Raw genomic sequence first — 22,387 nt, 5'->3', positions numbered from 1 at the left:
TTCGGCAACCCGGTGGCGCAGTGGGGCAGCAGCGGCAACCCCTATCGCTTTGCGGGCGCATGGGGCTACCGCGATGATGGCGATGCGGGGCTGCTGTATATCGGCGCGCGCTACTACGAGCCGGCGGTAGGCAGGTGGACGAGCGCGGACAAGTGGCTGGGCAACCTGTATCGCCCATTGTCGTTGAACCGGTATCTGTATTGCGAGGATGACCCGGTCAATCATGTGGATCCGAGTGGGTATTTTAAGGTGGAAACATTTGTCGTTAACCTTATCGTGCTCGGTGGTGGAGGTGTACTGCTGGGAGGACTACCAGGCGCGGTAGCTGGAGCACTGGCTGCAGTAGGAGTTGCATGGGAGGAGGGCGACGCCAGCAGATTGTGGAACTGGATAAAGCGCACCGCGCGTGAGATGGCAGCATACTACGCCGACCATCCTCCCGTTTGGGTCAGATGAAATAACCGCAGCGGCACGGTGTTTAGAGCACAGTGCAGCAGTATTGCATCTGGAGGGGATGAGGGATATGCGTGCGGCAATCCGGACAGTGGGCTTCTTGATGTGGCGCTGGATACTAGCAGCTGTGCTTTTCAGTGCTTTCACAACATTGCTGGGCGGATTGATTCTTAGTGTATGGTACCAGGCGACAGGTGGACCTTCTATGTGGACATGGCTGGGACAAGAATTCGGTGAATACTATTTTAAAACCCTGACCGCCTGGCTTGTAGTGTCGCTGGTGTACCCCAAGTTGCAGCGAGGCACATTGATGTTATTCCACAAACTGATAGGCCTCGCTTTGATGGGTGATGTAACTGGTCGGAAGGATACGCCGGCGAGTGTGAATTATGTGTAGTACTCGCGATCTACGACGATGACGGTGATGCGAGTGTGCTCCGCGTCGGGGCACGCTACTATGACCCGCAGGTGGGGCGGTTCATCAGCCGGGACGCGGTGCTTTCTGAGCATCCGTATCTGTAGTGCGAGCATGAGCCGGTTAGTAGCGTGGACCCGAGTGGATACAGACCGTTCAAGGACTACTGGGACTGGTTCTGGGGTGGTATTGGTGCTGGTATAGGGGGCGATATCGGCGGAGTAGTAGCTAGCCCACCCGGTGCATGGATTGGCATGGGACTGGGCGGCGCGGTAGGCGTGTGGATAGGAGACCAGATCTGGGAGGGAGGCGAACAACTCTACGATATCGTGAAAGATGCCTGGACCGGTCTGCGTGGAAAGCTGGAAAAGCTGAAGATGTACAACGCCATGCTCGATGAATTGGGCTTGTAGTGCTGCTCTCGGAGGTGGAGGTGGCGGAGGTGCAAAGCAGGGAAAGCAAAACCCATAGATTTTGGCGAGACGTAGGAACATGGTTAGGAGGGATGGTTAGTATTATCGTCGCAAGTTTCATCTACAGCAGGTTCGACCCATCCTATCACAACCCGTTCTTCAAAGATCCGGTTGGTATGGCAATAATGCTTGGGATACCAACCATTGGATACTGGTGTTGGACTAGCAGACGCTTTGGGCAGAGGGAGCCCTAACCCCCATCTGGGTAATACGGTAGCTGACAGCGATACGGGCTTGCTACACGTCGGGGCGCGCTACCACGACCCGCGGGTGGGGCGGTGTATCTCGCGGGATGCGGTGCTGAGCGAGCATCCGTATCTGTATTGCGAGCACGAGCCGGTTAATTGTGTGGATCCGAGTGGGGATGACTGGTTTGATGAGCTTACTAACCTCCAGGTCGTTTTGGCACAGGTTTTAAGCAATGCGTCCACCATTTGTTTTGGTAGATAGCGCAGGCGACATCGAGGTCTTCGATGCTGTTCAGGACCTTGAGCAGTATGTAGAGCCCACCGACGTGCAGCAGAATGAATATGTCGCCTACGATTCAGAGGGCCGCTTGCTGAACCTTCGGTGCAAGGAGGTCGTAAGCGGGCGATTCCCGAGGATACGTGTCCCGGTCGTGCAGGTTGTAGGGGCGGAGCAGGAACCGGCACACCGCGACGACCTCAGAAGGTCGCTGCTCCGCTTCCTCTCCCGGTTAGGCGACGACGAAACGGTGTGTGAGCAGTTGAGTCTGTCAGACCTTCTGAGCCGGGTGTATCGCGCCGTGCGCGGGCATCGGACGAACGGCTTCTGCGCAGAATGAAGAGGTCGGTTCGTGCACGCCCTGCGACGAATCTGGCACAGAGATTCTTTGCTTCCGCCTGGCAGCTTACGGCACCCGTATCCGTATCTCATACAGCACCTGATCGCCCCCGTAGCCACCGATGACGGCAAGGCGGTTAACCGGCTGTTTCGGGTTGGGGTCGGCGGCGTAGAGAACCGGCTTGCCGTCCACCAGCAGCCACACTTCACCACCTCGTCGCGACAGCTGCAGGCTGTGCTTGCCCGGTGTCATCATCACCTCGCCGTCGCCCTCCTCGCGCCCGAAGAGGCGGAACCGGGTAATAGTGTTGCCGTAGCCGCCCACAAAGGCAATATAGTCCACCCCTGCGTTCATCTGCGGTGTGCCCAGCAGGAACGCGCCCAGGATACCGTCCTGCTTCGCCTCGACCTGTGCCCACAGGTCGAACTCCAGCGCGTTCAACCCGTCGATGTAAACCACCGACTCCTCATGTCCGGAATGGCGCAGAACGCCGTTCTCCAACTTCCAGCCGCTGCCGGTGAACTTGAGCGCAGGGTCGTCCGGCAGAAAAACGCGGGTGGCGGATTCGCGGCTCAGCTCTGTTGGGGCGTTGGCGGGCAGGGGGAAGCGGCCGTTGGGTTCCAGCATCAGGGCGTAGAACAGGTGATACGGCTCGTACACGGAGTACGCCTTGTCGTCGGCGGCGATGACATCGATCGATGCGCCAACCTCGCGTCCCCCGCGCGTCCAGAACCATATGCCTTCCCCGCGATTCGGCAGGCTGAACTCGATAACGGTGGTGCCGTCCGCTTTGCGCGACGACTTCCACTTCAAACCTGGCGCAGGCGCCCAGGCGGAACGGACGGTGAGTGTTTCGCCGTTCAACACCTCAATGGTCTGAATGCCCTCGCGCGAAAAGACGCCTTTGCCTTCGCCATCGTACACCGCGTAGATACGTTTCCAGTTGCCCTTCACGGTGAACAGCCCGTAGTAGGCGTTCTCGTCATGCGCCTGTTTGAAGGTAAAGCGGATGCCGCCTTCCTCCGTCTCCCCGGCAGGGGGTATACTCGTCCACTCGCTGTCATTGCCGTCCACTGTAGCACGATAGGCATAGATGAACGGCTGCCAGGGGTACAGGGGGTAAGGGTCGATGTCGTCGGTCAGTCCGTCTCCGTCGGTGTCGGGGCTGATGGGGTTTGGCTTAATATACTGGGCAGGTGGTTTATTGAAGCTATTCTGCAGATGCGTGTGTGCCCACGTGCTGAGCATCACCTTTTGCAGGTCGGTGATTCTTCCGTCGGTGGAACGCTTGCGCGGGTTGCTCCCGAACCGCTTCTCGTCGAGTGGCAGGCGCGGGTCGTCATCGGGCACGCCGTCCTCGTCGGCGTCACGCACGGTCACCGTATAGCCGATGTACATGCGCAGCCACTGGGCATCGGTCAGTGTTCGGTCCCAGTATGCCATGCATTGCCAGTGTTCACCGTGTCGTCCTGCGGTGTTCCAGGTTACTTCAGAGACGCTGCCATCGGGATTGGTGCGGCGGTGGCGGGGGTCGGGATGGTTAAACACGATGCGGTCATCCTCACGGTGCGCCAGCGAGAAGGCTCCAAACGACTCCATCTGGTGGTGGAACTCGTGTGTCGCTAGCCATGCGGTGTCGCCTCCCCCCAGATATTGCGAACGCGCAGGGATGCCGTTGGGCAACTCATCCACTCCGTAGGTGCCCCCACCCGAGTTGTAAAACTCCCATTTGCTCGTGCGGGGGTTCCATCGGCGGGGAAACGCCTGCTCGATCTGTCCAGGGTAGGGACGTTCTTCGTAGACTGGTTCTTTGTTCGCACGCGTGATGTCCTTCGTGTCCACAATGGTAAAATCGCCGCCGCCAGGACCACGAAAGTCTTCACCCGGATAGCTGCGGCATACGGGCCAACCCTTGTAGAACGGGTCGGCATTGTCGGGTTCTGGTCCCCATCGCTGCCAGCGGTCGTCGATGAAAATCTGGAAGTCGACCCAGAAGCGCATCCCGCTGTTCACCCAGAAGAAGCGCGACGCCACCTCATACTCTTTTCGGATAAGGTCTATCTGCTCCGATGTCAGTTTCTGCGGACGCGGCGCGATGACCCCGGTGGCGTCGTGTGCCGAAGCCACGTTGATGACGTTGGGCATAATCAGAACCTTCACCGGCACGTGGATAACGGTCTTGTAGCCCTTGGGCGCCTGGGTGGAGACAGCGTACTCGCGCCGCCAGGGTGGCTCTGCACCCCAGCGTTTCTCCTCCGGAGTGGGCACGGCGCCGGGGTCGTAGATGCGATAGAAATACCGCTTGCCCGGCTTGAGACCATCGACGGTCACGGTATGCCATTGTCGTGAACCGGCAACACGTACCACACGCACATTTGGCTGCGACCAGAAGTCGGTCTTTTTGCCTTCCGGTCGCCACGCAATCATCGGGATGTCGCCCTCACGCACCTGCACCCTCGTTTCGCACGGCTGCTGCGTGAAGTACTGCAGTGTAAAGCTGGTGCGCGTAATGCGCGTGACGGGACGGGTAGGGTCCATGAGTGGCGCACTGTCGTCACCGGCAACGGACGGAACGGCAGCAACTATTGTCAGCAATGTGCACAGCGCGAGAAGGGTTCTTCGTGCTTTCATCTTCGTCTCCTCACCGCAGAATGGAATGACACTTCAAGGTTACTCTGATGGGGAACCGGTATCCTTCAGTACCCGCTTGGGTACCTGTGTGCCCCGCGAGGAGCAATATTTACAGGAATACCGCAGCGAAAAGCGAGTTGTATTAGATCCGGCGGACGTAGCCTTTGTGGGAATTGTTAAGCAATTGTTAAGGCAGGGAACCTTTCCAACGGGGTAGAATATAAACAATGTGAAACGCATTGAGTGTATCATTCGCCCATTCAAACTGGATGAGGTCAAGCTGGCGTTAAGCGAACTCGGTGTGGTGGGGATGACCGTTACCGATGTGCGCGGACGAGGCAGCAACGAGGAGTCCCGTGAACACTATCGCGGCGCCGGTTACACCATCTATTTACCCCCGAAGGTCAAAATCGAGATGATCGTGCGCGATGAAGACGTTGAGCCTATTGTGCAAACCATCCTGCAATATGCCCGTACCGGTGAGCCGGGTGACGGTAAGATTTTCATTCTGCCGGTAGAGGACGCGGTACGGATACGCACGGAAGAGCGTGGCGACGTGGTGTTGTAACACACTCAAATATAGACAAGGAGGAATGTCAACTTTGAAACGTAACGCCTTCACGCTTATCGAGCTGCTGGTGGTTATCGCGATAATCGCGATACTGGCAGCGATTCTGTTCCCTGTTTTTGCCCAGGCGCGCGATAAGGCGCGTCAGACCACCTGCTTGTCCAACTGCAAGCAGATTGGGCTGGGCATCGCGATGTACGTCAGCGACTACGATGAGACCTTCCCCCGCAACGACGATTGCATCGCGCCCAACGTCGTGCCCTATCAGCCCACCGCGGTAGGCTGCAGCGGTCCCACTTACGGGCAGCGCGTGAACCACTACAAGTGGCAGTACTGGATTTACCCCTACGTGAAGAACATCCAGATTTTCTTCTGTCCCAGCCGCCAGTTTGACCAGCAGGCATGGCAGCAGAACGCCGAGATTTTCGACGGCGGCTACTCGCTCGCGCTGCACATCACGGGCGCGTTGAACACCTGGAACCGCACAGGCAACGCCCAGCAAATCCGCAACTCTTTCCTGGGCGGCACGCTGGCTGGCGTACAGCGACCCGCAGAGACCATGATACTGATGGAAGACCGCTTCCCCGGTGTGCGCCACTATGTGTATGGACCGCAGCCCATCCAGACCATCTACCCGATGGCACATCGCCATCTGTGGGAGAGGTGGTTCTACCAGAACGGCGTGTTGAACAAGAACAATGCCCCGCACTCGGAAGGCATGATTATCACCTACGTGGATGGGCATGCCAAGTGGATGAACATCCGCGAGTTCCTGGCTAAGTGCCCGACGGCGCAGGAATATCAGCCAAACCCGCGCAACGAATTCCCAAGCGGCATGGCATGGACGGTCAATCGGCAGCCCACCTGGGTCGGCGACTGGGCGCTCTGGGGGCTGTACGGTTACTGATAGCGAGAAGGGGCAATCTCTGGCGAGATTGCCCCCTGATTCTTGCATCACTGCCACCTTCATGGAGGTGGTTACTGAAATCCGCATTATCAGCCGCGGTACCGTTCATCCTCGCAACTGGCAAGTAGTTGGGGTACAATATTACGGAGGATGTTTCATCGCCCTATCACTGATGGTAAGAGCATCTGTGCCGGTTTGTTCTCTCGTTCTGGCGTCCGCCTCACCGCGCAGGCGGCAGTTGGTGGCATTGCTGGGTATTCCTTTCCGGGTGGACCCTGCTGATATCGATGAAGTGCCTCCAGATGGACATTCTCCCGACGAGATAGCGAAAGCTCTGGCTCGTGAGAAGGCTCTGGCGGTAGCACGCCGCCAGAGCAGTGGGATTGTTATCGGCGCGGACACGATTGTGGTAGTCGATGGAGAGATTCTGGGAAAACCGCAAGACAAGCAAGAGGCTTTTGCCATGCTCCGTCGGTTGAACGGTCGCGAACATCAGGTGGTTACAGGAATAGCCCTGCTGGATACAGTGGATGGCAGGGTGGTGCGGGAGCAGTGCGACGCCGTTTGCACGCGGGTGTGGTTCCGACAGGTCAGTGAGGAACATCTACGGCGGTACGTGGACACAGGCGAGCCGATGGATAAAGCGGGGGCGTACGGGGCGCAGGGATACGGTTCCACCCTGATTGAACGCATCGAGGGTTGCTACTTTAACGTGGTTGGTTTGCCGGTCTCCCGACTTTGTGCCATGCTGGAGCAGTGGGGTATCACTCCATTGCAGACGGTTCCGACTTCGGACGCGTGAGATTTACACAAAAATCTTCCCGAGATCGCCGCCGACAGGGTTGACAAAACTGCAAGATTGTGCCATACTAATAATTCGTGTGCAAGCGTAGGAGGGTACCCGAATGAAGACTATTCAACACTCGGCAACGCGTACCTCTAAACCAGTTGAACCTCCCAACCTCGTTTCCGTACAGCTAGAATCATACAAGTGGTTTCTGGAAGAGGGGCTTCTTGAGCTGTTTCAGAACTTCTCGCCCATCTACGACTTTACCGGGCAGCAGTTTGTGGAGCTTCTCGACTTCACGCTGGGCGAGCCGAAATACAGTCTGGAGGAGTGCCGCGACCGCGATATGACTTTCGAAGCACCCATTCGGGTGCATGTGCGCTACGGTCGCATCGAGGGCGGCGTACCCAGCGAGATGCAGGAGTCCGAGGTCTACCTGGGCGACCTGCCTTTGATGACCGACAAAGGTACCTTTATTATCAATGGGCGCGAGCGTGTGGTGGTCAGCCAGATACTGCGCTCACCGGGTGTCTACTTCGAGAACGTTTTCGATAAGATTTTCCGCAAGGGTACACCTACCGGACAGTGGCTCGAGACGTATCTGAGCAATAAGAATATCTTCGGGGCAAAGGTTATCCCCAACGAAGGACCCTGGATCGAGATCGATACCGGTGCCAACGACGTGATCACCATGCGAATCGGTCAAGGGCGCACCCTGCCCATAACGACCTTCTTGCGGGCGCTGGAAAACTTCCCCGAGGCGTGCGTACCTCGCTATATGAAGGTCAAGGACGCTATGCATCGGCGATATGAGGGTATCGTGGAGGAAGGTGTGGACGCCGAGACAGGCGAGGTACGTAACACGGCGGAGCAGCTCGTACAGGTTCAGGGCTACTATCGTAAAGCACCCAGAGTGTCACCCAAGCCTCTGGTGGACCCTGAAACAGGTGAGGTGCTGCTGAACGTCGGCGACCGCATCACCGAAGAGTTCTTGCAGAACCCCGACCTGCCAGAAAGCGTACTGGAGATGGAGGTGGCGGTCTCCTCTCCGACCGATACCACCGAGGACATCCTGCGGTTGTTCGGCACGCGCGTGCGTCTGGAGAACCCGACCCGCGAGCAGCTTGAGGGCAAATGGACAACCGCCGACATTATGGAGCCGCGCGGGCGCAAACCGCTGATTAAGGCGTTTCACCGCATAGACCAAGAAGTGGCGCGCCGTATCGAGAACATGGGTCTGCCAGAGATCGAGGTGCTGGACGTACCCTCCGTGATTGTGGCGACGCTGGAGCACGACCCCACCCACGATAAGCGCGAGGCGTTGATGGACATCTATCGCAAGCTGCGCCCGGGCGACCCGGCGACGGAAGAGGGCGCGCGTGCGCTCATCACGTCGCAGCTCTACGACAATCGCCGTTACGACCTGGCTCGGGTGGGACGGTACAAGCTGAACAAGAAACTGGGGCTGAATCTCCCACTGGATGTGCGTACCGTTACCAAGGAAGACTTCGTGGCTATTGTGGAGTACCTGCTGAAACTGGAGAGCGGCGAGGGCGAGGTAGACGAGATCGACCACCTGAAGAACAAGCGTGTGCGTGCAGTGGGTGAACTGCTGCAGAGCCAGCTGCGCAACGGCTTCCTGCGCATGGAGAAAGTCGCCAAAGAGCGCATGACCAGCATGGATGCCGACCAGATTATGCCTCAGGTGATACTGGCGATTAAACCCGTCGCTGCGGCGATAAAGTCGTTCTTCGGCTCCAGCCAGCTGTCGCAGTTCATGGACCAGACCAACCCGCTGAGCGAGCTGACCCACAAGCGTCGCCTGAGCGCGTTGGGACCCGGAGGACTGACCCGACAGTCCGCCACTCTGGAGGTGCGCGACGTACACGACAGCCACTACGGGCGCATCTGCCCTATCGAGACGCCGGAAGGTCCAAACATTGGCTTGATCAGCCAGCTGGCTATCTTCGCCCGGGTCAACGAGTTTGGGTTCATCGAAACGCCGTACCGTAAGGTGGTCAACGGTAAAGTTACCGATGAAATCGTCTACCTGTCGGCGGAGGAAGAAGAGCAGTATCGCATCGCGCCGGGCGACACGCGCCTGCTGGAAGACGGCACCATCGCCGACGAGTTCGTGCAGGTGCGTCATCAATCGGCGGAAGCCAACCGTTATCCCATCGTGCGCCGCGAAGAGGTGGAACTGATAGATGTATCGCCGGTGCAGCTGGTATCCATCGCCACTGCGCTGATACCGTTCCTGGAGAGCGATGACGCCGCGCGTGCGCTGATGGGTTCCAACATGCAGAAGCAGGCGGTGCCTCTACTGCGCTCGTCCGCACCGATTGTCAAGACCGGGCTGGAACGGCGTGCGGCGATGGACTCGGGCGCGCTGGTGATAGCACGGCGCAATGGCACCGTTACCAGGGTGACCGCCGAGGAGATTGTCGTGCGCACCGAAGACGGTGACCTGGACATCTATCCGCTGCTCAACACCATGCAGTCCAACCAGTCCACCTGCATCACCCAGAAGCCCATCGTGAATCGCGGTGACCGGGTGCGTGCAGGGCAGGTGATCGCCGATGGACCCTGCTCCGACCACGGCGAGCTCGCGCTGGGCAAGAACGTGCTGGTGTGCTTCGTGCCGTGGGGAGGCTATAACTACGAGGACGCCATCCTCGTATCGCAGCGCCTCGTGCGCGATGACGTATACAGCTCCATCCATATCGAACGCTACGAGGTGGAGGCTCGCGATACGAAGCTGGGTCCCGAGGAGATTACGCGCGACATCCCCAACGTGGGCGAAGACGCACTGAAAGACCTGGATGAGCATGGCATCATCCGCATCGGCGCGCAGGTACAGCCCGAAGACATTTTGGTTGGGAAAGTGCAGCCGAAGGGGCAGAGCGAGCTCAGTGCCGAGGAGCGGTTGATTATCGCTATCTTCGGAAAGAAAGCGGAGGAGACGCGCGACGTATCCCTGCGCCTGCCGCACGGCGAGAAGGGGAAGGTTATCGACGTCAAGGTGTTCTCTCGCTTCCGATACCGGTGCAAGGAGTGTGGACACGTCCACTACTTCAGTAAACGACCGGAGGAAAGGCCCGAGTGTGAGCGCTGCGGCGGCGACCTGGAGCGCATCAGTGCCGATGACCTGCCGCCGGGCGTAAACATGCTTGTGCGTGTGTACGTGGCGCAGAAGCGCAAGCTGATGGAAGGCGATAAGATGGCCGGTCGCCACGGGAACAAGGGTGTTATCTCCAAGATACTGCCCGACGAGGATATGCCCTTCCTGCCAGACGGCACGCCGGTAGACATCGTGTTGAACCCGCTGGGTGTGCCTTCGCGTATGAACATCGGGCAGATTAAGGAGACGCACCTGGGCTGGGCTGGACACTTCTTCGGCACCGCGTACGAGGAACCCGCGTTCTCGGGCACCCGGGAGGAGGATATTCTGGCGGAACTGGAGCGCATGGCGAAGCATGTGCGCCGGATGGTGCTTCAGAACTACGTCAACGTGGACCTGGGGCTGGGAATGGAGTTCCGCGATGAGCAAACCGCGGAAGAGATGCTCGAAGAGATACGGGCGAAGCTGCGGGAGATGCCCATGTACAAACTGGAGGCGCTTGCCAGCAAGGTCAATGCACCGCCCGTCATCTCGCCGCTGCTGATGGACGAGGAGCAGGTGATGGAGCTGCAGAAGAGCGGGGGCTATGGCGTGGACGAGGCGAAACTGCCTGCACCCTTGCTTCAGCCTGCTCCCCCTGAGATGATAGAGCACATCATCGAGCGCATTCGCGCCAACACCTGGCAACGATGCGGTATCGACGAACGCACCGGCAAATGCTGGGTGCGCGATGGATTGACGGGTGAGCCTTTCGACAACCCGCTGACGGTCGGATACATTTATATGATGAAGCTGGCTCACCTGGTGGACGATAAAATCCATGCCCGTTCCACCGGGCCGTACTCTCTGGTCACTCAACAGCCATTGGGTGGCAAAGCGCAGTTCGGTGGACAGCGGTTCGGTGAGATGGAGGTGTGGGCACTGGAGGCGTACGGTGCCGCCTACACCTTGCAGGAGATGCTGACCATCAAGTCCGACGACGTCATCGGGCGCGTGAAGGTGTACGAAGCCATCGTCAAAAACGAACCGATGATGGAGCCGGGTGTGCCCGAATCGTTCAAGATACTGGTGAAGGAACTGCAGAGTCTCGGTCTCAAGGTGACGTTGTATAACGACAAGAACGAGGAAGTGAGCCTGAGGGACGAAGAGGAAGAAGATGGCTCGCGTCCGCGCCGTTCACATCATCCTGAAGCATCCGCAGGAGGTGGCAACTCGCGATGATAGACGCCAGCGCGTTCAGCAAGATACGCATCAGTATCGCATCGCCGGATGACATCCGGCAGTGGTCGCATGGTGAGGTTAAGAAACCGGAGACCATCAACTATCGTACCTTCAAGCCGGAGCGGGACGGTTTGTTCTGCGAGCGCATCTTCGGGCCGGTCAAGGATTGGGAGTGTCACTGTGGTCGCTACCGCAAGATGAAGTACAAGGGCACCATCTGCGACCGCTGTGGCGTGGAGGTAACTCGTGCGCGGGTGCGCCGCAGTCGTATGGGACATATCGAGCTGGCGTCGCCCGTATGCCACATCTGGTACCTGAAGGCGATGCCCTCTCCGCTGGCTCTGATTCTGGACATGTCCTCGCGCCTGCTGGAGAAGGTCATCTACTTTGCCTCGTACATCGTCACGCACGTGGACCGTGCGACCATCAATCAGGAGCTGGACACCATCCGCGACGCCCTGCGTGAAATTACCGAAAACATCCGCAAGCAGGCAGAGGAAGAGGTCGCGCGGATGCGCCGCGAGTTCAATAAGCAGCTGAGGGAGCATGGCCCCGATAGCTCGGAACCGTGGGACGAAGCCACTATCGCGGAGAAGCGAGCTTATCTGGAGCGGCGTATCCAGCAAGAGTACGAGGAGGCGGAGGCGCGTATCACCGAGCTGAACGAGGCTCTGTCCCGCCCGAACAGCAACGCCTGTTTGGAGCGCATCGAGAAGCGGATGCTGATTAACGACGAGGAGTGGCGCGCCATCGAGCGGTTGCTGTATCAGGTCTCGCGCCACACGGGCAAGGATTATACCGGTCTGGTGAAGGCAGGCATGGGCGGCGCAGCCATCCGCGACCTGCTTAAGGAGATCGACCTCGAAGCACTGGCACGCGAGCTGCGCCAGGAAATCCAGAACACTCAGGGACAGGCACGCATCCGTGCTATTAAGCGTCTGGAGATTGTGGAGGCGTTCATCAACTCCAAGAACCGTCCGGAGTGGATGATTCTGGAGTGCATCCCTGTGCTTCCGCCCGAATTGCGCCCGATGGTGCAGCTGGACGGCGGACGGTTCGCCACCTCCGACCTGAACGACCTGTACCGGCGCATCATCAACCGCAATAACCGCCTGAAGAAAATCATCGAAATCCGTGCGCCGGAGAGCATTATCAACCACGAAAAGCGACTGCTTCAGGAAGCGGTGGACGCGCTGATCGATAACGGACGACGCGCGCGCCCCGTGGTGGGCACGAACGGACGCGCCCTCAAGTCTCTCTCTGATATGCTCAAGGGCAAAGAGGGTCGCTTCCGCAAGAACCTGCTGGGTAAGCGCGTGGACTACTCCGGCCGTTCGGTCATCGTGGTGGGGCCTAACCTGAAGCTGCATCAGTGCGGTCTTCCGAAAGAGATGGCGCTGGAACTGTTCAAGCCCTTCGTGATGAAGCGGCTGGTGGACAGCGAAGCGGCGCAGAACATTAAGACCGCGAAACGCCTCATCGAGCGCATGAGGGACGAGGTGTGGGACGCCCTCGACGCTGTGATCCACGAACACCCGGTGCTGTTGAACCGCGCGCCCACTCTGCACCGTCTGGGCATTCAGGCATTCGAGCCAGTGCTGGTGGACGGCAAGGCAATCCAGATCCACCCGCTGGTGTGCCCCGCCTACAATGCCGACTTTGACGGCGACCAGATGGCGGTACACGTGCCGCTGAGCCCGCTGGCGCAGGCAGAGGCGCGGGTGCTGATGCTATCCACCCAGAACCTGTTCTCGCCGGCGGATGGACGCGCTATCGTTGCGCCCACGCAGGATATCGTGCTGGGAGCCTACTACCTGACCATCGCCAAGGAGCAGGAGCCTCGTGGTATCGAGCAGATGCAGGTTAACGGTGAGAAGCGCTGGCTGCCTTTCCGCGACATCGAGGAAGCGCGCATGGCGCTGGAGCACAAGCTGATTGCTCTGCACGACCCGATTCTGGTGCGGCTGGAGCGCAACGGCAGGCGCGAAGTGGTCACCACCACGGTCGGGCGGCTTATCTTCCATGAAATCCTGCCGGAAGGCATCGCCTACACCGACGAGTACCTGAACATGGTGATGGACAAGAAGGCTCTCGCGAGCCTGATCCTTACCTGCTTCCGTATGCACGGGCAGGAGCGGACGGTGAAGCTGTTGGATGACCTGAAGGACCTGGGCTTCCGCTACGCCACCACATCGGGAACGACCATCGCCATCACCGACATGGAAAGCCCCGAAGACCGCGACAGGATTCTGGCGGACACCATGCGCGCGGTGGAGAGGCTGAATCAGCAGTATCGGCGCGGTCAGCTGACACTGGGCGAGCGCAAACAGCGTGTCATTCAGGCATGGCAGAAAGCCAGCGAGGACATTGGCGAAGCGATTGTACAGTCTATCGACCGCTTCAACCCGCTGTATATTATCACTGCGTCAGGGGCACGTGGTTCCACCAAGCAGCTGTCGCAGCTGGCGGGAATGCGCGGATTGTTCGCCGACTCGCGCGGCAACCTGATGGAGGAACTGCCGATTAAGTCCAACTTCCATGAAGGCTTGTCGGTGCTGGAGTACTTCGTTTCCACGCACGGTGCGCGCAAGGGAATGTCCGACACCGCCCTGCGAACGGCGGACGCCGGTTATCTGACCCGCCGTCTGGTGGATGCCGCGCAGGACGTGATTGTGCGCGCCTATGACTGCGGCACTACCAACGGCATCACCATCAAGCCGGTAGAAGACCTGTCCAGTCTGGTGGAGACGGTGGCGGAGCGCATCCGTGCACGCACCGCGCTGGAGGATATCCGCGACCCGGTAACGGGCGAACTGCTGGCGCAGGCGGGCGAGCTCATCAGCGACGAAGCGGCACAGCGTATTGATACCATCCTGAGCGACCTGGACAGTATCGCCGAGCAGGCGACCGATGCGCAGGCGCTGGAGCACTTCCGCCTGATGCGCGATCGCGGTGTGCTGGTGCGTTCTCCGCTTACCTGCGAGCACCATCGCGGCGTCTGCGCCAAGTGTTACGGGCGCGATATGGCAACCGGCAAGCTGGTCGAGATTGGCACAGCGGTCGGCATTATCGCCGCGCAGTCTATTGGTGAACCCGGCACGCAGCTGACCATGCGCACCTTCCATACGGGAGGCGTCGCAGGTACCTACATCACGGGGGGCAAGCAGTTTGCCAACGTCCGCATGCAGTTGCTGGAGGAGCTGCGCCGTGACGTCGGACGGTACGAAGAACGCCGCCGGGCGCAGGTGGAACAGGAAGGCGAAAGCGGCGAAGAAGGCATTTCGCTGAGCGCGAAGCAGCTCCGCGAGCTGATGGATACCTATATCACTCCTGCCGGTAGCCTGCCGCGCGTTATCGAGCTCTTCATGGCGACCGAAGCGTTGAAGGGGCGCGCCATCATGTCCGAGCACGCAGGCGTGGTGGCTGCCATCGAGAGCCACGAGCTGATGCGCCAGGTGATACTGCATGTGCCGGTGGCGGTGACGGAGACGGGCGAAGGTCTGCTGGACGAAGTGTCTGCCAACACCGTCATCGACCCGTCGTTGCCGGAGGGCGACCCGGATGCCGTCATCGTACGCGAAGGGGAGAGAATCACTGCCGAGCATCTGGAGCGGCTGCTAGAGGCGGGCATCGAAGAGGTGCAGGTCATCAAGGTATACCCGGTGCCCGGACGCGGCGAGCTGAAGGTGAAAGTGGGCGATATGGTGGAGCCTGGGGATGCTCTCACCGAGGGCTTGCTGCAGCCGCGCGAGCTGCTGAGGCTGAAGGGCGTGCGTGCGGTGCAGGGGTATCTAGTGCAGGAAATCCAGAAAGTATACAAGCAACAGGGCGTGGATATCCACGACAAGCACATCGAGATTATCGTGCGCCAGATGCTGAAGAAACGGCGCGTGGTGGACCCGGGCGATACGCGCTTCCTGCCGGGCAGCATCGTGGACAAATTCATCTTTGAGGCAGAGAACGAGCGCGTGCGTCGGCAGGGCGGGCGTGAGGCAACGGCAGAGTGGGTACTGCAAAGTATCACCGAAGCCGCGCTGACCACCGAGAGCTTCCTGTCCGCCGCGTCGTTCGAGCGCACCACGCACGTGCTGACCGAGGCGGCGGTGCGCGGCAAGAAAGACGAACTGGTGGGGTTGAAAGAGAACGTCATCATCGGACGGCTCATCCCCGCCGGCACGGGCTATGCCGCCTACCGCGAACTGGAGCCTCAGCCGCTGGCGGAGGGCGCGGAGATACCGCTGGAGGCGTACGACCCGGTACTGCATCGCGAGATAGAGCCACCGCTGCCGGAGATTATCGAGCGCGGTGAGATACCGGTCGTGGAAGCGGGCGAGGTGCTCCTGCCGGGTGAGGAGGGTCTCTTCGAAGAGGACGAGATTACACCGGACGAGGACATACTGGGAGAGACGCCTTTTGAAGAGGAACCCCCCATCGTTTCTCCTCACGATGAGGAGGACATTGACCCGCTCACCTTCGGTGAGGAGCAGTAAGAACCAAAAAAGTGGGGTTGGCACACAAAAAAGGTTGACATTCTGGACACTTTCCAGTATAATACTTCGGTTGGGTAAGCCCACCGAACAAGCGAATCGCTTCCGCGAGAGATGCGGAAGATAACTGTATAGACCAAACACGGAGCAAAGGAGGCGAGAGGGCGCCAGAAACGCTCGGTTCTTTTCCCCTCCATCGGGGAGTGACATAGCGGGATGTCGAATGACCAGCCCCTTCGCCTTCGTGTGCGGCGAAGGGGTTGTGTTTCGCCCAGAGACGGTGACGGAGGAAAATACGCGAGATGCCGACATTCAACCAGTTAGTACGTAAAGGGCGTCAGCCCATACGCAAGAAAAGCAAGAGCCCTGCTCTGAGAGGGTGCCCGCAGAAGCGGGGAGTGTGCCTGGTGGTGCGTACCGTATCGCCGAAGAAGCCCAACTCGGCACTGCGTAAGGTCGCACGTGTACGCCTGAGCAACGGTGTGGAAGTCACGGCTTACATCCCGGGGATTGGGCACAATCTGCAGGAACACTCGGTGGTTCTGGTGCGTGGCGGACGTGTGAAGGACCTGCCGGGCGTGCGCTATCATGTGGTGCGTGGCACGCTGGACGCGGCGGGTACGCAGAACCGCAAGAGCAGCCGTTCCAAATACGGTACGAAGCGACCGAAGTAAGCGGGAGGGAAGAGAGCAATGCCCAGAAAAGGACCGGCTCCGCGCCGTGTGATACCGCCAGACCCGGTGTATAATGATGTATTGGTACAGCGGTTCATTAACCGCCTGATGGTCTGCGGGAAAAAGAGTGTTGCCGAAAAGATTTTCTACCGCGCGATGGAGATTGTGGGTGAGCGCACGAAGCGCAACCCGCTGGAAGTGTTTCATCAGGCACTGAAGAACGTCATGCCTGTTTTGGAAGTGCGCCCGCGCCGCGTGGGCGGTGCCACCTACCAGGTGCCGATGGAAGTGCGTCCCGAGCGAAGGATTTCGCTGGGAATTCGCTGGCTGGTTACCTCCGCACGCAAGCGTGGTGGGCGCACCATGATCGAGAAACTGGCAGCGGAGATTATGGACGCCGCCAACAATCAGGGCGCCGCGGTGAAGAAGCGCGAAGATACTCACCGCATGGCGGAAGCGAACAAGGCGTTTGCACACTATCGCTGGTAATGTCGTCTACTATAGGCTGGGGTAACGGGGATCTGCAGGTGCAGGTCTGGGAGGAAATAACCAACTGATGGCACGTGAGTACACTCTAGAACAAACTCGAAATATCGGTATCGCCGCGCACATCGACGCGGGGAAGACCACTACCACCGAACGCATCCTGTACTATACAGGACGCATCCATCGCATCGGTGAGGTGGACGATGGCGCCGCCACGATGGACTGGATGGAACAGGAGCAGGAGCGCGGTATCACCATCACTTCTGCCGCCACCACCTGCTTCTGGAAAGGGCATCGTATCAATATTATCGATACGCCCGGTCACGTGGACTTCACCGTAGAGGTGGAACGGTCGTTGCGCGTCCTGGATGGTGTGGTGGCTATCTTCTGCGCGGTAGGCGGCGTTCAGCCCCAGTCGGAAACGGTGTGGCGGCAGGCGAACCGATACCACGTACCCCGCATTGCCTACGTGAATAAGATGGACCGCCTGGGCGCGGACTTTTACCGCGTGGTGCAGCGCATGAAAGACCGCCTCGGCGCCAACGCGGTGCCCATCCAGCTGCCTATCGGTGCAGAAAGCGATTTTCGCGGTATCATCGACCTCGTGCATATGAAGGCGATAGTCTACAAAGATGACCTCGGCAAGGAGTACGAAGAGATGGAAATCCCTGCCGAGATGCACGAAATGGCATCGCACTGGCGCGAGGTGCTGATAGAAGCGGCAGCGGATGTGGACGATACGCTGATCGAGAAATACCTGGAGGGCGAGCCGATTACCGCGGAGGAGATTGTGCGCGCCGTGCGTCGTGGCACACTTCAGAACAAGATTGTCCCCGTAACGTGTGGCTCCTCTTTTAAGAACAAGGGCGTACAGCCTCTGCTCGACGCTATTGTGGACTACCTGCCCTCGCCCATAGATATCGGCGCGGTGAAGGGGACGAATCCCCGTACCGGTGCTCCAGAAGCGCGTTACCCCTCCGATAATGAACCCTTTACCGCCCTCGCCTTTAAGATTATGTCCGACCCCTTTGTGGGCAAGCTCACCTACTTCCGCGTCTACTCCGGTACCCTCAGCAAAGGCTCCTACGTGTATAACGCATCGAAAGACAAGAAAGAACGCATCGGGCGGATTGTGCGAATGCACGCCAACCACCGCGAGGACGTGGAAGTGGTGTATGCCGGAGAGATTGCGGCAGCAGTGGGCTTGAACGAGACGACGACGGGCGATACGCTTTGCGATGAGAAAGCGCCCATCATTCTGGAAGCAATGCAGTTCCCCGACCCCGTGATTTCGGTGGCTATCGAGCCGAAAACCAAAGCCGACCAGGATAAGCTGGGCATCGCGCTCAGCCGCCTGGCTGTGGAAGACCCCACCTTCCGAATCAGCACGGACCCCGAAACGGGACAGACCATTATCTCGGGCATGGGTGAACTGCATCTGGAAATCATCGTGGACCGCCTGATGCGGGAGTTCAAGGTGGAAGCGAACGTTGGACGCCCGCAGGTGGCTTATCGCGAAGCGATTCGCCAGCCGGCGCGCGGCGAGGGACGCTACGTGCGCCAGACCGGTGGACGCGGTCAATACGGGCACTGCATTCTGGAGATCGAACCGCTGCCGCCGGGGCAGGGCTTCGAGTTCGTGAACAAGATTGTGGGCGGAGTGATACCCAAGGAGTTCATTCCCGCCATAGAAGGCGGCGTGCACGAGGCAATGGACACCGGCGTTATCGCGGGATATCCTGTGGTAGACGTGCGCGTCGCCGTCGTGGACGGTTCATACCATGAAGTAGACTCCTCCGAAATGGCGTTCAAGATAGCCGGTTCGCTGGCATTCAAAGCGGCAATGCAGAAGGCGAACCCCACTATCAAAGAACCCATCATGGCGGTGGAGATTGTCACGCCGGAGCAGTTCCTGGGTGACGTCATCGGCGACCTGAACTCGCGGCGTGGACGAATCGAAGGCATCGAGCCGGGACCCGGCGGCACACAGACCATCCGGGCTCACGTGCCGCTGGCGGAGATGTTTGGCTATGCGACCGCCCTGCGCTCGTTGACGCAGGGGCGTGCCACATACGTGATGCAACCTTCACACTACGAAGAGGTACCGTCACACATTGCGCAGGAACTGATTGCCCGTGTGCAGGGCAAGCAGCTGGTAAACCTGTAAGGCTGAGGGAGTTTAACCCTTAAAAAAACGACAAAAAGGAGTATCAGGAGGTCAGCACTAAATGGGCAAGCAGCGATTTGAGCGCACGAAGCCGCATGTGAACATCGGCACGATTGGTCACGTGGACCATGGCAAGACCACGTTGACGGCTGCCATCACGCGCGTTCTCTCTAAAGAGGGGCTGGCGGAATACCAGCCGTATGAGCGCATCGACTCCGCGCCGGAGGAGCGGGAGCGCGGCGTGACGATTAACATTTACCACGCGGAGTATCAGACGCCCAATCGCCACTATGCGCACGTGGACTGTCCGGGTCACGCGGACTACATCAAGAACATGATTACGGGCGCGGCGCAGATGGACGGGGCGATTTTGGTGGTATCGGCGGCAGATGGACCGATGCCTCAGACTCGGGAGCACATCCTTTTGGCACGTCAGGTTGGTGTGCCCTACATTGTGGTTTTTCTGAACAAAGAGGACATGGTAGACGACCCCGAGCTTCTGGAGTTGGTGGAGTTAGAGGTTCGGGAGTTGTTGAGCAAGTATGGCTTTCCGGGTGACGAGGTTCCGGTGATTAGTGGCAGTGCGTTGAAGGTGATAGAGGCACCGGACGTCGACCCGAACGACCCGTGGGTGAAGAAGATCTGGCAGTTGATTGAGGCGGTGGACACGTATATTCCGACTCCTCAGCGTGACATTGACAAGCCGTTTTTGATGCCGATAGAGGACGTGTTCACGATAACGGGACGTGGCACGGTGGTGACGGGTCGCGTGGAGCGTGGGGTGTTGCGGGTTGGGGAGCAGGTAGAGATAGTGGGCTTGCATCCGGAGACCCGCACGACGGTAGCGACGTCGTTGGAGATGTTCCGCAAGACGCTGGATCAGATACAGGCGGGCGACAACGCTGGGGTGTTGTTGCGGGGTATAGACCGCAAGGAGGTGGAGCGTGGGATGGTGTTGGCGAAGCCGGGCAGCATCACGCCCCACACGAAGTTTGCGGCGGAGATATACGTGTTGACGAAGGAGGAGGGCGGTCGTCACACGCCGTTTTTCAGCGGGTATCGTCCTCAGTTTTACTTCCGCACGACGGACGTGACGGGCACAATGAAGTTGCCGGAGGGCGTGGAGATGGTGATGCCTGGGGACAACGTGCGGATAGAGGTAGAGTTAATTGCGCCGATAGCGATGGAGGAGGGCTTGCGCTTTGCGGTGCGCGAAGGTGGTCACACGGTAGGTGCAGGTGTGGTCACCAAGATTATCGAGTAAGAGCAGGAGGCAGCAGGTTATGGCGCGTCGAGACTTTCAAAACAAGGTTCGAATCCGCTTGCGCGCGTACGACCATCGAGTGCTGGACCAGTCGGTTCAGAAGATAGTGGATACGGCGCGTCGCACGGGAGCCCGCATTTCGGGACCTGTGTTACTGCCGACAGAGCGCAACCGGTTTTGCGTTATCCGCGGACCCCATATCGATAAAGAATCGATGGAGCACTTTGAACTGTGCACGCACAAGCGGCTCATCGATATTCTGGATGCCGGACCCAAAACCATCGACGCGCTCATGCGGCTGGACCTTCCCAGCGGTGTAGATATCGAAATCAAGTAGGAGCAACCACAAGATGGCGGTACAGGCGATTTTAGGCAAAAAAATCGGCATGACCCAGATCTTCGATGAGACTGGACAGGCCATCCCGGTCTCGGTCATAGAAGCGGGTCCCTGCGTGGTGACGCAGGTAAAGACCCCGGAGAAGGATGGGTATGTCGCCGTACAGGTGGGCTTCGGGGAGATTTCCCCGAAGCGGGTCAACAAGCCCATGAAAGGGCACTTTAAGAAAGCAAACGTGCCACCCATGCGCTATCTGCGCGAGGTGCCGGTAGATGACATCAGCAATCTGTCGGTAGGCACAACAATCCATGTCGCCGATGTGTTCAAGCCGGGCGACAAGGTTAAAGTGACCGGCACATCCAAGGGGCGAGGCTTTCAGGGCGTGGTGAAGCGGCACCACTTTCACGGTGGTCCGCAGTCGCATGGCTCGATGATACACCGCAAGCCTCAGTCCAGTGGCGCTACCGACGCCGCTCGCACCTTTAAGGGTGTCAAGAAGCCGGGGCACATGGGAGCAGAGCGCGTCACGCAGAAGGGGCTTACTGTGGTGCGTGTAGACGCGGAACGCAACCTGTTGCTGGTGCGCGGAGCTGTTCCCGGCGCCAACGGCGGACTGCTGATTATCGCCAGGGACGAGAGGGGGTAAGGCGATGCCAAAGGTGAGCGTGTACGATAAAACGGGACAGCCCGTGCGAGAGATAGACCTATCCGACGTGGTGTTTGCTGCCGAAGTGCGACCCGACCTGATGCACGCGGCAGTGGTCGCCGAACAGGCAAACGCCCGGCTGGGTACGGCGGACACCAAAACGCGCGGCGAGGTGCGAGGCGGTGGGCGTAAGCCCTGGCGCCAGAAGGGTACCGGGCGTGCGAGACAGGGGTCTATTCGCGCCCCGCACTGGCGACATGGCGGCGTGGTGTTCGGTCCGCATCCGCGTGACTACAGCCAGCGGCTGCCCAAGAAGATGCGCCGTGCAGCCATGCGCAGTGCACTCACCGCCAAACTGGAAGAGAACGCCATCGTCACGGTGGAGAACATCCACTTTGACGAGATAAAGACGCGCCATGCCGTGCAGTTCCTGAAGGGATTGAACATCGATGACCCGAAGCGCGTGCTGATATTGCTGCCCCAGCACGACGAGGTGGTGTGGAAAAGCTTCCGTAACCTGCCGGGCGTGGAGGTGCGCATCTCACCGGCGGTGTCGGTTCGGGATATGCTGATAGCGCGCCGGGTGATTACCACCCCGGAGGCACTGCAAAAGCTGGAGGAGGTGTGCGCCCGATGAAATCGCCATACGAGGTTATCCTGCATCCGGTGATTACCGAGCGAAGCACCGACAACGCCCGTATGGGACGATACACCTTCGCGGTGGCGCCGGATGCCAACAAGATTGAAATCAAGCAGGCGGTGGAGGCTATCTACCGGGTCAATGTGCTGAAAGTGAACGTAATGAACGTGCGGGGCAAGCGACGCCGTCTCGGACGGATGCCAGCAGGCGAGACCGCTGGCTGGAAGAAAGCCATCGTCACAGTTCAACCGGGGCAGCGCATTGAAGCGTTCGAGGTCACGTAGTGGCAATAGGAGGCGCAAAGG

Annotated in this window: 19 protein-coding genes; 18 read left to right on the top strand and 1 reads right to left on the bottom strand. The window is 59.2% G+C overall.

Going from position 1 to position 22,387, the window contains the following annotated elements; translation table 11 throughout:
- The first annotated feature begins 12 nt into the window (after window positions 1–12).
- The 5 genes from K6U75_04155 (at window position 13) to K6U75_04135 (ending at window position 2,146) form a co-directional block, all read left to right on the top strand.
- Window positions 13–456 (top strand): RHS repeat-associated core domain-containing protein, encoded by a 444-nt coding sequence (locus tag K6U75_04155; GenBank protein MCL6474233.1) that lies wholly within the window; start codon window positions 13–15, stop codon window positions 454–456.
- 67 nt (window positions 457–523) lie between these two features.
- A complete protein-coding gene (locus K6U75_04150) occupies window positions 524–850 on the top strand; it encodes a hypothetical protein (protein MCL6474232.1) in 327 nt (108 codons plus the stop codon).
- 149 nt (window positions 851–999) lie between these two features.
- Window positions 1,000–1,281: a hypothetical protein gene (locus K6U75_04145; GenBank protein ID MCL6474231.1), complete on the top strand. Its 282-nt coding sequence runs from the start codon at window positions 1,000–1,002 to the stop codon at window positions 1,279–1,281.
- 204 nt (window positions 1,282–1,485) lie between these two features.
- Window positions 1,486–1,791 carry a hypothetical protein gene (locus K6U75_04140; protein ID MCL6474230.1) on the top strand — a complete coding sequence of 102 codons (306 nt, stop codon included), beginning with the start codon at window positions 1,486–1,488 and terminating at the stop codon, window positions 1,789–1,791.
- Window positions 1,763–2,146 (top strand): hypothetical protein, encoded by a 384-nt coding sequence (locus K6U75_04135; GenBank protein MCL6474229.1) that lies wholly within the window; start codon window positions 1,763–1,765, stop codon window positions 2,144–2,146. Before K6U75_04140 ends, K6U75_04135 begins: the two co-directional genes overlap by 29 nt.
- A gap of 66 nt (window positions 2,147–2,212) precedes the next feature.
- On the opposite strand, the gene K6U75_04130 is transcribed toward K6U75_04135, so the two are convergent.
- On the bottom strand, window positions 2,213–4,777 hold the full coding sequence (locus K6U75_04130) for a fibronectin type III domain-containing protein (protein MCL6474228.1): 2,565 nt from the start codon (window positions 4,775–4,777) through the stop codon (window positions 2,213–2,215).
- A gap of 229 nt (window positions 4,778–5,006) precedes the next feature.
- On the opposite strand from K6U75_04130, the gene K6U75_04125 reads away from it, so the two are divergent.
- From K6U75_04125 to rplW, 13 genes are all read left to right on the top strand, one after another.
- Window positions 5,007–5,345, top strand: coding sequence for a P-II family nitrogen regulator (locus K6U75_04125; protein MCL6474227.1), 339 nt, complete (start codon window positions 5,007–5,009; stop codon window positions 5,343–5,345).
- 25 nt (window positions 5,346–5,370) lie between these two features.
- Entirely contained in the window at window positions 5,371–6,252 is an 882-nt protein-coding gene (locus K6U75_04120) for a DUF1559 domain-containing protein (protein MCL6474226.1), read from the top strand.
- Between the two features lie 172 nt (window positions 6,253–6,424).
- Window positions 6,425–7,054, top strand: coding sequence for a Maf family protein (locus tag K6U75_04115; GenBank protein MCL6474225.1), 630 nt, complete (start codon window positions 6,425–6,427; stop codon window positions 7,052–7,054).
- Window positions 7,055–7,157: 103 nt separating this feature from the next.
- Complete coding sequence (gene rpoB, locus K6U75_04110; GenBank protein MCL6474224.1) at window positions 7,158–11,381, top strand: DNA-directed RNA polymerase subunit beta; 4,224 nt, start codon at window positions 7,158–7,160, stop codon at window positions 11,379–11,381.
- Window positions 11,378–15,871, top strand: a complete 4,494-nt coding sequence (gene rpoC, locus K6U75_04105; protein ID MCL6474223.1) for a DNA-directed RNA polymerase subunit beta' — start codon at window positions 11,378–11,380, stop codon at window positions 15,869–15,871. Before rpoB ends, rpoC begins: the two co-directional genes overlap by 4 nt.
- Before the next feature lie 299 nt (window positions 15,872–16,170).
- Entirely contained in the window at window positions 16,171–16,542 is a 372-nt protein-coding gene (gene rpsL, locus K6U75_04100; GenBank protein ID MCL6474222.1) for a 30S ribosomal protein S12, read from the top strand.
- Window positions 16,543–16,560: 18 nt separating this feature from the next.
- On the top strand, window positions 16,561–17,031 hold the full coding sequence (rpsG, locus tag K6U75_04095) for a 30S ribosomal protein S7 (GenBank protein MCL6474221.1): 471 nt from the start codon (window positions 16,561–16,563) through the stop codon (window positions 17,029–17,031).
- A 67-nt stretch (window positions 17,032–17,098) separates the two neighbouring features.
- Complete coding sequence (fusA, locus tag K6U75_04090) at window positions 17,099–19,195, top strand: elongation factor G (GenBank protein MCL6474220.1); 2,097 nt, start codon at window positions 17,099–17,101, stop codon at window positions 19,193–19,195.
- A 61-nt stretch (window positions 19,196–19,256) separates the two neighbouring features.
- A complete protein-coding gene (gene tuf / locus K6U75_04085; protein ID MCL6474219.1) occupies window positions 19,257–20,459 on the top strand; it encodes an elongation factor Tu in 1,203 nt (400 codons plus the stop codon).
- 19 nt (window positions 20,460–20,478) lie between these two features.
- Window positions 20,479–20,796, top strand: coding sequence for a 30S ribosomal protein S10 (gene rpsJ / locus K6U75_04080; GenBank protein ID MCL6474218.1), 318 nt, complete (start codon window positions 20,479–20,481; stop codon window positions 20,794–20,796).
- Between the two features lie 13 nt (window positions 20,797–20,809).
- Complete coding sequence (gene rplC / locus K6U75_04075; GenBank protein ID MCL6474217.1) at window positions 20,810–21,442, top strand: 50S ribosomal protein L3; 633 nt, start codon at window positions 20,810–20,812, stop codon at window positions 21,440–21,442.
- 4 nt (window positions 21,443–21,446) lie between these two features.
- Entirely contained in the window at window positions 21,447–22,079 is a 633-nt protein-coding gene (rplD, locus tag K6U75_04070; GenBank protein MCL6474216.1) for a 50S ribosomal protein L4, read from the top strand.
- Window positions 22,076–22,366 (top strand): 50S ribosomal protein L23, encoded by a 291-nt coding sequence (rplW, locus tag K6U75_04065; GenBank protein MCL6474215.1) that lies wholly within the window; start codon window positions 22,076–22,078, stop codon window positions 22,364–22,366. Before rplD ends, rplW begins: the two co-directional genes overlap by 4 nt.
- The last annotated feature ends 21 nt before the right edge of the window (window positions 22,367–22,387 follow it).

It is taken from the genome of Bacillota bacterium, from assembly GCA_023511455.1.
In the GTDB taxonomy this organism is placed as follows: Bacteria; Armatimonadota; HRBIN16; order HRBIN16; family HRBIN16; genus HRBIN16.
The sequence above is the reverse complement of the archived record's forward strand: the minus strand, read 5'-3'. Positions and strand labels throughout refer to the sequence as shown.